10 protein-coding genes are annotated in these 14692 nt (G+C 70.0%); 2 read left to right on the top strand and 8 right to left on the bottom strand.

Annotation, left to right across the window (positions count from 1 at the left end):
* Window positions 1-132: 132 nt before the first annotated feature.
* On the bottom strand, window positions 133-909 hold the full coding sequence (locus tag NL115_RS10070; protein WP_254829235.1) for an IclR family transcriptional regulator: 777 nt from the start codon (window positions 907-909) through the stop codon (window positions 133-135).
* Between the two features lie 213 nt (window positions 910-1122).
* Between NL115_RS10070 and NL115_RS10065 the strand changes: the two genes are divergently transcribed.
* A complete protein-coding gene (locus tag NL115_RS10065; RefSeq protein ID WP_254833050.1) occupies window positions 1123-2556 on the top strand; it encodes a hypothetical protein in 1434 nt (477 codons plus the stop codon).
* Complete coding sequence (locus tag NL115_RS10060) at window positions 2553-4361, top strand: GMC family oxidoreductase N-terminal domain-containing protein (protein ID WP_254833049.1); 1809 nt, start codon at window positions 2553-2555, stop codon at window positions 4359-4361. Before NL115_RS10065 ends, NL115_RS10060 begins: the two co-directional genes overlap by 4 nt.
* 161 nt (window positions 4362-4522) lie before the next feature.
* Here the strand turns inward: NL115_RS10060 and NL115_RS10055 are convergent, their stop codons facing one another.
* From NL115_RS10055 to NL115_RS10025, 7 genes are all read right to left on the bottom strand, one after another.
* Complete coding sequence (locus NL115_RS10055) at window positions 4523-5326, bottom strand: TrmB family transcriptional regulator (RefSeq protein WP_254833048.1); 804 nt, start codon at window positions 5324-5326, stop codon at window positions 4523-4525.
* A complete protein-coding gene (locus NL115_RS10050; RefSeq protein WP_254833047.1) occupies window positions 5323-7782 on the bottom strand; it encodes an efflux RND transporter permease subunit in 2460 nt (819 codons plus the stop codon). Before NL115_RS10050 ends, NL115_RS10055 begins: the two co-directional genes overlap by 4 nt.
* Window positions 7783-7785: 3 nt before the next feature.
* Window positions 7786-9714, bottom strand: coding sequence for a COG1361 S-layer family protein (locus NL115_RS10045; protein WP_254833046.1), 1929 nt, complete (start codon window positions 9712-9714; stop codon window positions 7786-7788).
* 362 nt (window positions 9715-10076) lie between these two features.
* Complete coding sequence (locus NL115_RS10040) at window positions 10077-12341, bottom strand: COG1361 S-layer family protein (protein WP_254833045.1); 2265 nt, start codon at window positions 12339-12341, stop codon at window positions 10077-10079.
* Between the two features lie 73 nt (window positions 12342-12414).
* Window positions 12415-13200 carry an ABC transporter permease gene (locus NL115_RS10035; RefSeq protein WP_254824524.1) on the bottom strand — a complete coding sequence of 262 codons (786 nt, stop codon included), beginning with the start codon at window positions 13198-13200 and terminating at the stop codon, window positions 12415-12417.
* On the bottom strand, window positions 13200-14195 hold the full coding sequence (locus tag NL115_RS10030; RefSeq protein ID WP_254833044.1) for an ABC transporter ATP-binding protein: 996 nt from the start codon (window positions 14193-14195) through the stop codon (window positions 13200-13202). The genes NL115_RS10035 and NL115_RS10030 overlap by 1 nt, the downstream gene beginning before the upstream one ends.
* Window positions 14196-14359: 164 nt before the next feature.
* Window positions 14360-14674 (bottom strand): hypothetical protein, encoded by a 315-nt coding sequence (locus tag NL115_RS10025; RefSeq protein ID WP_254833043.1) that lies wholly within the window; start codon window positions 14672-14674, stop codon window positions 14360-14362.
* Window positions 14675-14692 lie beyond the last annotated feature (18 nt).

The following is a 14692-nucleotide window of genomic DNA, read 5'->3' as shown; positions in this document are numbered from 1 at the left end:
CGGTTTTCCCAAATTCGTGCGCGCCCGCACGGCCACATCGGCAGACGATTTTGCCCGGGAGCACCGGAGCACCAGAGCACCAGTGCAGTTCTGTCCGGCATCACCGGACAGTCGGCTGAGATACAACCGGTGTCAGTCCCCACCGAAGATGATGTTCGCCTCGATGGTCCGAGCGGCCCCCCGCACGGGTTCGGCCAGCTCCGTGGCCGGGTCAGCGGGCATCCGGTCGCCGGAGCCGTAGACGGCCACGGCGCCGCGGACGCCCCGCTCGGTCACGATGGGGGCCGCGATCCCACGCATTCCACGGATGAGCTCCTCGTCGTCGGTCGCGTACCCCTGGCTCCGGACTGCCTCCAGTTCCGTACGGAGGTCACGCTCGTCGGTCACGGTCCGGTCGGTGACGGGTGGAAGCCCCTCCGCGAGGACCTCGTCGACCCGCTTGTCGGGCAGCTCGGCCAGAATCGCCTTGCCAGGGGCATTGGAGTGGAGCCGAACCTGCATGGGGTAGGCGCGGGCGGGCTGGGCCGAGCGGCGCTCGCGCTGCCACCGCGTGGCGAACAGGATAGCCCCGCGCCCGTGTTCCACCACGACGAGCTGGACGTGGCGCCCCTCCGCGGTGTTCCGGTCGAGCGAGAGTGCCTCGTCCCGGCCGTGAGCGTACAGTTCGTGGTCGTCACGCGCCCGCCGACCCGCGTGGAACAGTCGGGTGCTGGCACGGTAGGACCCGTCCTCGTTGACCGCGTAACCGACCGCTGCCAGCGTCCGGAGGTGGTCGTACGCGGTGCTCTTCGGGATATCCAGCGCCTCCGCGACGGCGGTCACCCCGGTCGGGCCCCGTTCGGCCAGCAGTTCGATGACGTCGTGGGTCACCTTGACCGCGCCCACTGGGTAGTCGTCGCCGGCGTCCATACCCACCTCATCACCCCCCACCCACTTCAATCTGTCCGGCATCACCGGACACCTTTGCAGCGAGGCTCATTCAATAAACCCAACCTCAGTGGCTTTTTCGACCGAATACGGGAGATACCGCCCATTCAGATTGCTACTTAAATGAACGCGTATTTCCTGCAGCAGCCCTATCCATAGTGTTCCCCAGCAAGGAGCACGGAGCTAGCCGGCCACATGAACGAGAAAAACACACCGTCAACGACGCGCCGCGGCATGATGAAGGGGATGGGAGGGTTCGCGGCCCTCTCGATGTCCAACACGAAGCTCGAGGACGTCGGGGAGATCCTCCAGCAGGAGATTCCCACGGACCCACACACGCTGGATACCTACCGCTCTATCGTGGACGCCATCGTCCCACGGACGCCGGAGCTGGCCGACGAGCTCGGGGAGGAACACGTCGCCGGCGGACTGGACGTCGAACTGGAGAAGTTCATCGTCTACGACTTCAACCACTTCCAGGAGATCCGCCTGGAGACGCTCCAGACGCCCGCCAAGAACGGAACACTCGAGGCACCGAGTAGCGGCACGTCAGGGCTGTCGGGGCGCCTCGACGGGCTGCTGGGCGGGTCCCCGACCGGCTCGGTCTCGGACGTCACCGACTCGGTCTCCGGGGCTGCCGGACTGCTCGACGAGGAGGACCGGATGCCGCTCGACCTGTTCGAGACCACCCTCGACACGACCGGCTCGGGTACCGACCTGGACGCGGTGCTGGACCTCGTGGACGAGGGCGTACTCTCGGAGCTGACCGACGTAGTCGACCTCGGCGAGCTCGCCGAGCTCACGGACTTCGGCGCGCTCGACACGCTCGACATCAGCATCCCGAACGCGCCGGCTGCACCGGACGCGAGCGGCCCGGCCGACGTGGAACTGCTCGTCGAGGCCGGCACCGAGACCGTCCATCGCGTCAAGCAGAACTACCCGTACGCGGAGGTCTTCCCGGTCGTCTTCGACATCGCGGCGGCGGAGTTCCTGCTCCGCCAGCGCAACGAGGACCCGCCCTCCCCCAACACGCAGTTCCCCGCGGGTGGGACGTTCACGAAGCTCTCCCGCGAGGACCGCCTGCGCGTCCTCTGGGACATCGTCGACGGGAACGTCATCGACCGGCTGGACTCGATACTCTCGCCGATGCTGCCCACGGTCGGCATCCTGAAGTACGTCATCATGGCCTGTAACGGCCTCCACGGCTTCGGCTACTACACGGAGTGGTCCGCCTACGGCGACACGAAGACGGACCTGCCCCAGGAGCGCGAGCTGGAGCGGCCGGTCGGCGAGGCCCAGAGCCACCAGCAGACGGGCTACCCAGGGCCGGCGGACGGCTACGCGACCGACTGGTTCCACGCGGTCGACGGCGGGTTCGACGACGACCCCTCGGACTACCAGGGCGACCTGGTCGGCGACGACGTCCTCTCGGACGACGAACTCGCCGGCAGGGCCGGCGGCCCGCCGGACGACACGCCCGGCAACGGCCCGCCGGACGAGGCGTCGGCGGGGACGACCGCGGACGACGCGGACGACGAGGAGAGCCCGACGGGTGGCCTGACCGACGGTCTGACCGAGGGCGTGACCGACGGTGACGCCGCCGAGGGCCTCGGAGGTGACCTGCTATGAGCAACCCCCACGAGGACCCCGACGTCATCATCATCGGCGCGGGCGCGGACGGTCCCGCCGCGGCCTGGGCGCTGGCGGACAAGCACGGCCTGGACGTGCTGATGATCGAGGCCGGCCCGTTCCACGGGAACACGAAGTGGCCCACTCCCCACGCCGACGAGGGGGGCACCATCAGCAACGACCCGGACGACCTCGACGGGAAACTGCTCGACTCGCAGTACACCCACCTCGAGAACGGTGCGAACGACCCGACCGCGGGCTACCTTCGCGTCGGCCCACCGGACCACAGCCGCGCGCCGTGGTTCCGGAACCTGCATCAGAACGCGTTCATCTGGCAGGTCGCGGCCGTCGGCGGCACCACCACTCACTACTTCGGCAACCACCCCCGCGGCTACCCGACCGCGTTCGACGACCAGCCCCACTGGGGCGACATCGACTACGCGGACATGGTGCCGTACTACCAGGAGAACGAGGAGAACACCTCCACCCAGCAGGCCCCGATGACGGGCAAGGAGGAGGTGTTCATCCACGGCGCCAGCGAGGAGAAGGCCGGCGAGTACCCACTCATCGAGACCAAGAACGTCACGGAGACGGGCTGGCGGCCCCAGGCCAACTCCGTCGAGGTGCCCGGGCGCCAGACCACGAACGGCGAGGAACTCGACTCGGACTACACCGGCACGTTCGACTACGAGGACGGCTTCCGCGGGGACACGCTGGCGGCCGACCACTTCCAGGGCTCCTCGACGCCGGTCAACGCGCCGGTTCGTGACAAGGCCCGCAAATCCAGCAACATCGGCTACGTTCCCATCGCGCTGGACACCAACGAGGACCCAGAGAAGGGCAACGTCGCCATCCGTCCCAACACGTTCGTCACAAACATCAATACGGACAGCGGTCCCGCGGGCGACCTGGAGGCGACCGGCGTCGACATCCGCGACACCTGGTCCGGGACGACCGAGACCATCGAGGCCGACACGGTCGTCCTCGCCGCCGGCTGCATCGAGTCACCGCGGCTCTGGCTCAACTCCGGCCTGCCGAACACGAACGGCTGGGTCGGCAAGGGGCTGACCACCCACTGGTTCGACTGGGTCGTCGGCACCTACGACGACGACACCGTCGCGGACATCACCGACGCCGGCCACATGGACCCGTACAAGGGGCAGAACTCCGCGGTCCGGTTCGACAAGCCCGGCGTCGGCGGCCTCGAGGACATCGGCATGTCCCCGGGACTCGTCTCCTTCGCCGACTACCTGTTCACGGAGGCCGGCTACTCCTTCGAGAACAACGTCGCGGAGGGCGAGCCCTGGGACACCCGAGGCTACGTCGTCGGCAAGGAGCTCAAGCGGAAGATGTCGAACTACAAGAACACGAAGGCGCTGCTCGTCCTCACCGACGACCGGCCACGCAAGGAGAACGGGGTCTCCCTGGACGACGCCTTCTCCGACGAGCACGGTCCAGTGCCGAAGGTCCGGTACGAACCCGGGCGCGAGGACGACGAGCGGCGCGACGAGCTGGCACGCATCGCGGCCAACATCCATCGCAACGCCGGGGCCAAGCACGTCCACCGGTCGGAGTGGCCGCCGCTGCTGCTCCACATGCAGTCCTCGATGCGCATCGGCCCGGTGCTGGACCAGGGTGCCGAAGCCCACGATGTCCAGCGCCTGTTCGTCGCGGACCACTCCGCGCTCGCCAACGGCGTCGGCGGGCCGAACCCGACGAACTCCGGCCAGGCGCTCGCGCTCCGCACGGCCGACGTCATCGCACAGCGCTACTTCGACTACAACGAGGACCGCGGGTTCCTCTAGCACACCCCGGCGTCCGTCCCATCCTCCACCTGGGCCGTTCGGCCCGTTCTGCGGTCGCGTCCCACCGACAGGGAGCCGTGGCTGTGTAGTTCCGTATCGGGCGCCAGATCTCGGACACTGGCCGGGGGCGACGCCAGGGCGAGCCCGGCGGCCCGACGCGACTACGCCCCCCCGGTTCCGTCGTCCGGGTCCCCGTCGGCCGCGCCGAGCAGTCCCTGGCGGAGCAGGCCGCCGAAGACGCGGGCGAAGGTGGTGTGCTCGCTCCAGATGGCGATCTCCTCGTCGGCCAGCACGCTCAGCAGGAGCGCGTCCTCGTCGACGAGGACAAGCCGTGCGCTCCGGTCGTTGTCGGGGTCGACGAGCTGCTCCGGCGGAGCGACGGCGACCATCCCCTCGGCCTCGAACGACTCCCGGATGGCCGCCGTCCGCGAGATGGCGACGACCTCGCCGCCGTCGGCGTGGAAGCGCCGCAACGCCTCGAACGTCTCGTCCGGGAGGTACGCGGCCTCGTCGGTCGCGACGGCGACCCGTTGCTTGGCCTCCTCCGTGAGCGCGGTCATCCGGGTGTCGATGGCGTCGGAGCCGGTGATAGTCCAGACGTCCTCCTGGCGCTCCTGGCTGGGACCGGGCTCCCGGCGGACCCGTTCGAGGTGGTCGAACGCGGCCTCGCGGTCGCGCTCGAACTCCGCGGTGAGTCGCTCGCGGGCCTCCTCGAGTTCGACGGGACGGTACCGTTTCGGTCGGGACTGCTGGACGCTCACCAGCCCCCGCTCCTCGAGTTCGTCGGCCGCGCCGTACACCTGCGAGCGAGGGATGCCAGTCTCCTCGTGGACATCGCGCGCGGTACCGGTGCCGAGCCGCTGGAGGGCGACGAACGACCGGGCCTCGTAGTTCGAGAGGCCGAGTCGCTCCAGCGCCGCGACCGCGTCCTCGTCGTCGGCGTCGGCCCGGGCGTCGTCGCTCATGCGACCGTCACCTCGTGCCAGACGACCATCACCGGCGGGGTGACGAGCACCGCGGTGAGGAACGAGAAGAACACGCTCAGCGCGATGACCAGCCCGAACTGACCGAGGATCGGGGTGATGGCCAGCACCAGCACCGCCGTTCCCGAGGAGGTGGTGAGCATGCTGCCCAGCAGCGCGCCGCCGGTCCCCTGGACGGTGGCGTCCAGTGAGCCGTACAGGTCGTCGGTCTCGTCGAACTCCTCGGCGAACCGGTGGACGATGTGGGCGGAGTAGTCGATGCCCACGCCGACGGCGATGGAGAAGATGGTCGCCGTCAGCGCGTTCAGCGGGACGCCGAAGAAGCGCATCGACCCCGCCAGCAGCGCGATGGCGACGAGGATGGGTACCAGATTGGCCAGTCCCAGCGAGGGGCGTCCCTCGATGACGTAGTAGATGAACATCAGGAACAGGGCCGTGGCGACCAGCGCGGCCGCCAGGCCGGTCAGCGACGACAGCAGGATGGTGTCCTGGATCGCCTTGAACACGACCGTCTGCCCGGTCGCCACGCCACCCTCGCGGACCCGACCCGCCAGCTCATCGCCCGCGTCGACCACCGCGGCGTCGCTGTTGCCGGCCTCGACGGTGTAGCGGACCTGCGTGGCGGAGTAGTCCTCCGTGATGAACCGGAGCGCCTGGTCCCGGACCGGCGAGTCCGGCGCGGTCAGGGCGTCGTACACGTCCTCGAGGTTGTCGTCCGGGACGCCGTTGTCGTTCAGGTCGTTCCGCTCGACCAGCGCGGCGAACTCGGGGTCCCGAGCGGCGTAGCTGTCGATGACGCCGAGCAGTGACTGGGCGTCGGCGCGCCGGTCCTCCGCGACGATGATGTCGGGCGGGTCCTCGTTCGCGCGGTAGAGTTGCTCCAGACTGTCCTCCTGGCGCAGGTTCCCCCTGACGTAGACGATCACCGTCCCTCCGCCCTCACTGGACTGGAACTCGTCCTCGAGGAAGTTGATGGTCTCCGTGACGGTGTACTCCCCAGGGGCCAGTCCCGCGGGGAGCCCCTCAACGTAGTCGGGCATCTCCTCGGGCGGCAGGAAGTCCTCGTTCGAGAACGAGGTGTCCAGCCCGGTCCCATAGGCGGCAGCGCCCGAACTCACGACCAGCGTCAGAATCAGGAACAGTTTCGGCGCCCGGCGGGCGACGGTGACGCCGGCCCCGAGCGCGCCGCTCAGGGCCGACCCCTCGCTGCCGATGGGCTGCTGGCCGAACGACGGCAGCCCGACCGACTCCCGGAGTTCGTCGGCGTACAGTTTCGCCGCCGGGAGGAACACCCCGAAGATGAGGAAGGTGAACACGATGCCGACCGCCGAGACGATGCCGAAGTCCCGGATGGGCGGCAGGTCGCTCAGCCCGTTCGCGCTGAACCCCAGCACCGTCGTCCCGGTGACGATGAAGAAGGCGACCAGCAGCTGGTCGGTCGTCGTCCGCATCGACGGCTTCGCCTCCCGGCCCTCGACGCGTTCCTCGCGGTAGCGGTTCACTGCGTGGATGCCGAAGTCGATGCCGACCGCCAGCAGCAACACCGGCACCGTGATGAGGATCTGCCCGAACGGGATGTCCGCCCAGCCCATGAAGCCGAACGTCCAGACGATGGCCATCACCAGCGAGACGACCCCGAGCAGCAGGTCGACCGGGTCGCGGTAGGCGTAGACGAGGAAGGCGAAGATGAGCAACGACGCCGCCGGGACGACGATGGCCAGCGAGTCGCCGACCACGCCCGACAGCTCGCCGGAGATGATGCCGCTGCCGAACACGGTGATGTCGCTGCCGACCGCGTCGGCGATGTCGGCCACGTCGCGCTGGATACTGGTCAACGGGCTGGAACCGCCCTGGCCCGCCGAACCGGACAGTCCCGACGGCACCTCGTGGGTGAGGCTGCCGATGGTCGCGCCCGCCGAGGCGGCGGTCGGGTTGTAGTCCTCGCCGAGCAGCGACCGGAACCCGGGAGTGTCGTCGGCCCGCCGGACGGCGTCGTCTATCTGTCCGGCGGAGGCGTCCTCGATGACGCGCTGCTGGGCCGCCAGCGTCGTGGCCGACGGGTCGATGGTCTGGGCGACGATGGAGGCGGCGCTCCCGGTGCCGACCACGCGGAGGTCCTCGCGGGCCTGTGCGCGCTCCTGCACCGCGAGCATCCGCAGCATCGCGGACCGGGAGAGGACGTTCTCGCTCCGCTGGATGAGCGTGGTGCCGCCCGTGTCCGTGGCGAACGTCGTCCCCTCGAACTCCTCGTTGATCTCGTCGAGGGCCTCCTGGGCCTCGTTGCCCTCGATGAACTGGTCAGTGCCGCTCTGCGTCGCCGTCTGCCCCAGCCCGCCGGCCATCACCAGCGTCAGCACCAGGAACGCGCCGATGACGACCCGCGGCCGGTCCACGATGAGCGAGTCCGCCCGTTCGAGCAGTGAGTCGACCGACACCACGGCTCACTGCCTCGTGTAGACGAACCCGGCGCCGGCCAGGGCGAGCAGGCCGACCAGCCCGAGCGGGAGCCCGTACGTCGAGAGGAACCCGCCGCCGCCGGTCGACTCGGTCACCCGGACGGTGGCCTGGTAGGTGTCCGAAAGCTTCGTGTCGCCGTCCGGCTCGTCGTACTGGAAGTCCATCTCCAGCGGGTACGGCCGGGCGCTCGCGCCGCTTGCGACGCTCAGGTCGAACTCGATCTCGGTGGTCTCGCCGGGCGCCAGCCGCGGGATGTACGCCTCCTCGGTGTCGGCGCTCAGCGGGTCGTCGACGAACGCCTGGGCGTTGACGTTCCGCAGCACCACGTCCCGGTTGTTGGTGACCGAGACGGTGGCGGTACCGCTCTCGCCGGCCTCGATGGACGTGTTACCGCTTTCGATGACGAACACGTCGCGGCTGGGAGCCACGTCGGCCCGGGCGCTCAGCGAGTCGCTCGTCGCGGCCGTCCCGTCGTCCGTGTCGTAGGCGACCGTCACCGAGAGCTGCCGGGGCCCCTCGGCGGCGCCCGCGGAGACGTCGATGGGGAACGCGAAGTCGGCGCTCGCGCCGGACTCCAGGCTCCCGACGGCGTACTCGGTCTCCTGTGGCAGGATCGACTGGCCGCCAGCCTCCAGCCGCAACACCGCGTCGCGGGCGGGGCCGGGACCCTCGTTGACGACCGTGCCCCGAAGCTCACCCTCCTCGCCGACGCGCAGCGAGTGCTCCACGCCGGTCAGCGAGAACGACTGCTCGGGCGCCACCTCCGCAATCAGGTCCACCGGGTCCGTGCGGTAGGCGTCACCGGCGTCGTTCTCGTAGTCGACGGCGAACGTCAGCCGCCGGGGCCCGGGCTCGGCGCTTCCCGCCACCCGGAGCGGGTACTCCACGGTCGTCGAGGCGCCGGGGTCGAGGGTGCCGACGACCCGCTCGGCCTCGACGGGGGCGACCGTCTCGCCACCCGGCTGGAAGGCGATAGTCGCGTCGTGAAGTGTCGCGGGACCGTCGTTGGTGACCTGCAGCGTCACCGACCCCTCGGTTCCGACGCCAAGGTCGGTCGCATCGGCCCGGATGTCGACCGTCCGCTCGGCACCCGGCCGGACGCCGACCCGGAACGGACCGTCCGTGTCGGGGACCCCGTCGGTCCCCTCGAAGTCGACGGTCGCCTGGAGCGCGTAGTCAGCGCTCGGCGTGTCCGGCGCGACCGTGGCCTCGAACGAGAACGTCCGCGTCTCGCCGGGGGCGAACCCGCCCGCATAGCGGGTCGCGCTGGCGGCGCCGCCGAAGACGACGCTCGAACTCGTCGACTGGAGCGTGACGCTGGCGTCGCGTGCGGTCGACGCGCCGACGTTCTCGACGGTGACGTTCACGTCGCCGGACTGCCCGACGGCCACATCGCTCTCGACATCGACGACGGCGAACCGCGCGTCGTCGGTGACCCGGACGGTCACGTCGAACTCCTTCTCGGCGTCGTCCTCCTGCTGGGCGCCGCTCTGGGTGACGATCTCGGTGTACTCGTAGTCGACCTCGGCGGTCAGCTCGTACGTCCCGGGCGAGACGTCCTCGGCGGTCACGACCTGGAAGTCGGCCACGCCCAGCCCGCCGCTCTGGATGCTCCCGACGGACTGTTGCCCGGTCTTCACGTCGATGCCCTCGACGTTACTCCGGAGTTCGACCGCGACCGCGCGCGCGGTCGTGACCTGTCCGGAGGTGCCGGGCGAGGCGTAGGCGACCTCGCCGCTGTTGGCAATCTGTAGCGTCAGCGAGCCCGACTGTCCCGGTGTGAGTTCGTTGCTCGGCGCGTAGACCGACAGTGACGGGCTCCCCTTCGCGGGGGTCGCCCCGACACCCATCGCGCCGACCGGGACCAGCAACAGTCCGACCAGCAGGAGCGCGAGTCCGCGTTGCCCTCTCATCTCCGTCCCTCCGTCCGGGTGGCGGCCGCCAGCCGAGACCGGCTACCGCCACTCGTGCATCGAACATTCATTCAGTACCGGGCGGTACTCGTCGCACCGGTAAAACTGTTTGTAATTCTCTACTAACAGTCCCAGGTCCCGTAGAATGGCCGTTCACGTCGAGGATAGCCCCGAGACCAGCGATTGCCACCAGCAGGGTCCGCGGCTGGCCAGGGGCCGACCTACCGCGACACCCCGATGACCCCCTCGGCGGAGAGCCAGCCCCACCCCGTTCACCCGACCGGGCCCGCTACGGGCCGGCTGTCTCAGCCACCCGGTCGTCAGGGGAGTGGAGGCGGCCACCGGGACGGTGGCGAGTGGCCTCATCGCCTCCGGAACCACCAGTAGCCGGTGCTCGCGGCGACGGCGAGACCCAGTAGCACGGCCGCGATGGTCGACGGGGTGTCGACCGGCCCGGCCGGCTCGGATGCGACGACCACCGGCAGCTGGTGCCTGTCAACCGTCGCACGGCGGTCGTCCGCGGATTCGCTGGAGACGTTCAGCGCCACGGCGTGACTGCTCGGGACGGCGTCCTCGTCGACGGAGAGTTCGAACGCCACCTCGGCGGTCTCGCCGGCCGGGAGCCTCGCGACGTACGCCGACGGCGCGACGCTCGTGAACGGGGGGACGGGCGTGATCTGCAGGCGTACGTCCTCGCGAGCGGTGTCGCCGGTGTTCGTCACGCGGACGACGAGCGCCCCGGAGCTGTCCGGCGCGAACGTCGCGTTCACCGGTTCGACCTGCAACGGCTCGCGGTCCGGCGCGACCGAGCGCCGGAAGGTCAGCGCGTCGCTCGTCCGGCGTGTGCCGTCGCTGGTCCCGTACTCGACGGTGAGCGCGAACGGCCGGCTGCCGGGCATCGCGGTCGAAGCCACGTCGGTCTCCAGTTCGAAGCCGGCCGACTCACCCGGCCCGATGTCGCCGAGGCTCACTGGACCACCGGGGAGCGCGATACCCGTTGCGCGGGGGGCGACGACGACCACGGCGTCCCGGGCGGTCCGGTTGCCCTCGTTGACGACCGTCCCGCGGACGGTGCCGCGCTCCCCGACGTAGAGGTCGCCGCCGAGGTCGGTGAGGCCGAACTCGGGGGGCTCGGCCAGTCGCACCCCGACGGGGACCGAACGGGTGGTGACCTGCCCCCCATCGACCGTGTACGCGACACCCGTCGTGAGCGTGTACGTTCCGCCTGTCGTCGCCTCGCCCGCAGTGAGGTCGTAGGTGAGGGTACGGGTCTCGCCCGGGCCCCACCGACCCACGAACCGCTCGGCGCTCGGCCCGCCGTCGACCGTGAGCCCGGTCGCCGTGGTGGCGAGCGAGACGGACGCGTCCGAGACCGCGCGGCCGGCGTCGTTGCGGAGCGTCAGCGAGACGGTCCCCGAGCCAGGGGCCGTCGCGTCGGTGCTGACCGACTGGACCGTGAAGCCCGACCGCGCGGGTACCGTCACCGCGACGGTCGTCGGCCGGCTGGTGAGGGCCGCCCCCTCGGAGTCGGTGTACGCCACCGTGGCGGCGAGCGGGTAGCTCCCGGCGGTCGTCTCCGGCCCAGCGGTGAGGTCGTAGGTGAGAGAGCGAGTCTCGCCCGGACCCCACCGCCCCACGAACCGGCTGGCTGATTCCCCACCGCCGACCGCGAGGTCGCCAGCCGAGGAGAGTCGGACGGTGGCGTCGCGGAGCGTCCGGTCACCGTCGTTCCGAAGCATCACCGTGACTGGGCCGGACCCCCCCGTGACGACGCTGCTCCGGACCTCGGCGACCGAGAGCAGACCGCCTGCCGACGGCGTGACGCCGACAGAGAGCGGCTGCTGGGAGACGGTCCCCCCGGCAGCGTCGCGGTAGCTGGGGGCCAGTTCCAGGTTGTACGACTGTGCGCGCGCGTCGGTCGCGGCCGTGACGGTGTAGTTCAGCCGCCGCGTCTCACCGGGCGCCCAGCGGGCATCGTACCGGGTGGCAGTGCCGGCCGTGCCCGGCGAGAGTGCCGGGTCGGGCGAGGAGAGGGTGAACTGCGCGTCGTGGGCGGTCGCACTCCCGACGTTCTCCAGCAGGACGCTGACCCGACCGGTCTCACCCGGGCGGACCACCGACTCGACGTCGCGAACGCGGAACCGTGCGGCCTCCTCGACCCGGACCCGGAGCGTCCGGGTCACCGTCTCCGTCCGTCGGTCGGCCGCCCCGCTATCGGAGATGGAGGCGGTGTACGCGTACCGGAGTTCCACGGGAACGTCGTAGACACCGGGGGCCGCCGACTCGCGGATGGAGACCTCGAACGGGAGGGTGGCGCTCCCTCCGTCGGGGAGGCTGCCGAGCAATCGTGTGCCGGTCTCGACGCTGACGGGGCCGCTATCCTCGAGGGTGACCGCGACGGCACGCGCCGTGGTCACCTCCGCGTTCAGCGCCGGATTCGACCGCGAGGCGAACTTCAGGTCCGCCCCGTTCGCGACGGTCACGGAGAGGGTCGTCTCCTCGCCCGCGTGGACGGTGTCGTCGGCGAGGCCGACGCGGAGCCGGGGTTCGCCCTGAACGAATGCCAGCGCAGTGCCGGGCAGCACGAGGAGGACGACGAGCGCGACCGCGAGCCAGCGGCGGGTCATCGGCGCCTCCGTCGGGTCGTCGGGTGGCCGGTGGTGCGTCGTGGCCGATTCGGTGTCGGGTGGGTTGTGTGCATCAGATATCCCTCTCCTGGAACCGCAGCAGTGCGAGCACGACCAGCAGGGCCGCCGCCTCACAGAGGACGAACGCGCCGAGCAGGTCGTAACTCGAGTCGACCAGTACCGCGGTCGGGTCGTAGTAGCGGGATGGGCTAAACGCCCCCAGCGCGCCGAAATCGGTGTCGGTGACGAGCGACTCCAGCATGAACAGGCCGAACACGACGGCGATGGCGCCGCGCTGGGCCGTCGACGACTGGCTGAACACGACCGAGAACAGCAGGCCGACGGCCGCGGCCACCAGCAGGTACGGCAACGAGAGGAGGTGGACCATCAGGACGTCTACCAGCGGGATGGGCTCGTCGACGAGGATGGCCCCGACGTAGACGACGGTGGCCACGACGGCGTTGACGAGTACCATCGCGGGCACCAGTCCGGCGAACTTCTCCAGCAGGAGTCGTGGCCGCGAGATGGGCGTCGACAGCAGCAGGTCGAGCCGCTCGGTCTCGATGTCGCCAGCCACGACCCCACCGCCGAGGTAGGCGAAGTACAGCCCCAGCAGGATGACGAAGCCGAACTGGTACAGTTCGGCCGCGAGGAACCCGGCCAGCGAGCCCATCCCCTCCAGCCCGAAGGCCGTCTGGAGCGATTCGGGATACGCGTCGACGAACTGGGCGAAGTCGACCTCCTCGAGGATCGAGGGCCCGATGGCGAGGAACAGGCCGGCGAACGCCGAGAGGCCCACGGCGATGGCAAGCGTGCCGAGGAGCCGTCGTTCGGCCTCGTAGCGGGCCACCTCGAACATCAGTCGCTCCCCCCGGAGTCGCTCCCGGTCCCGGGCTCGGCGTCAGCAGCCGCCCCTGGCCCGGTCCCGTCGCTGTCCGGCGCGTCGCCGTAGAACTGCAGGAACACATCCTCCAGCGGTGCCTCCTCGATATCGATGCCGAGTATCTCGAACCCGGCCAGGTGCGCGACGAGCGCGTCGTAGTCGCCCGTGTAGGTGAACGACGCCGTCGTCGAGTCGCTGCTGTGCCCGACGAGCCCCTCGTCCGCGCCGGCGCCGATAGTCAGGTCGTGGACACTGTCGATGGTGAACGCCTCGGGGCCGACCTCGCCGCGGACGCGGACCCGAACGACCTTCCCGCCACGGGAGAGCAGTTCCTCGACCGTCTCGAGTTCGACGAGCCGCCCCTCGCGGATGATTCCCACCCGGTCACAGACCTTCTGCACCTCGCTGAGAACGTGCGAGGAGAGGAACATCGTCTTGCCGGCGGCCACCTCGCTCCGGACGAACTCGTGGAACCGCTCCTGCTTGAGCGGGTCCAGCCCGGAAGTCGGCTCGTCCATCAGGACGAGCGACGGGTCGTGCATGAACGCGATGACGATGGCGAGCATCTGCTTGTTGCCCCGCGAGTACTCCCCGACCTTCCGGTCGAGTGGGGGTGTGAACAGCTCCAGCAGTTCCTCGCTCCGCGTATCCCCGCGCAGTGCTCCGTAGTGGTCGAGGAGCCGACGCCCGGTGACGCCATCGTCGAGGCCGGGCTCGCTGGGGAGATAGCCGACCTGTTCCATGGCCGTCACGAGCGCGCGGTCGTCGGTGATGTCGTACCCGAGCAGTTCGGCACTGCCGGCGGTCGGCGAGAGGAACCCCAGCAGTGTCCGGATGAACGTCGTCTTCCCGGCACCGTTCGGGCCGAGGAACCCGAATATCTCGCCCTCGTTGACATCGAAGGTGAGGTCCTCGATGCCACAGACATCGCCGTAGTACTTCGTCAACCCCTCACTTCGAATTGCGACCATTTCGGTCTCCCCCTGTCGATGTGTCGGCCTCGTAGATAAGTTGGCGTGCCGTTCGTTCCCACCACGTGAGAACGAGCGACCTGGCCAGGGGAAGCGGCAGGCACACGCACGCGCCGTCTACCGCGACACTCGGGCGGTGGGCGACACTCCGGACGGTGGGTCGTTCATGCCTCGGCCATCAGGTCCAGTGCCGCCCGGAACAGCGCCGCGTCCGTCCCCGCATCGGCCCGCTCGGTGCGGTCCGGGCCGACGACGTACTCGCCGGCCACGTCGTCCCACGACGCCCGGGCGAGGGTGGCGGTACCGTCGGCCCGAAGCGCGTAGAAGACGACGCGAGCACCGTCGTGGGTCACGAAGCGCCGCGTGAGCACGCCGGCATCACGGGTGGCCTCGCCGCCGGTCCAGCCGTCGGGCAGCGCGTCGCGGCCGGCGGCGGCGAGCAGGTCGGCGAGCGGCGTCGGTGCCGGTGCGGTCGGCATCACGCGTCCGGAGGGGCT

The organism is Haloglomus salinum (assembly GCF_024298825.1).
In the GTDB taxonomy this organism is placed as follows: Archaea; Halobacteriota; Halobacteria; order Halobacteriales; family Haloarculaceae; genus Haloglomus; species Haloglomus salinum.
Note: the sequence above shows the minus strand (reverse complement) of the source record. Positions and strands in the feature narration are given on the sequence as shown.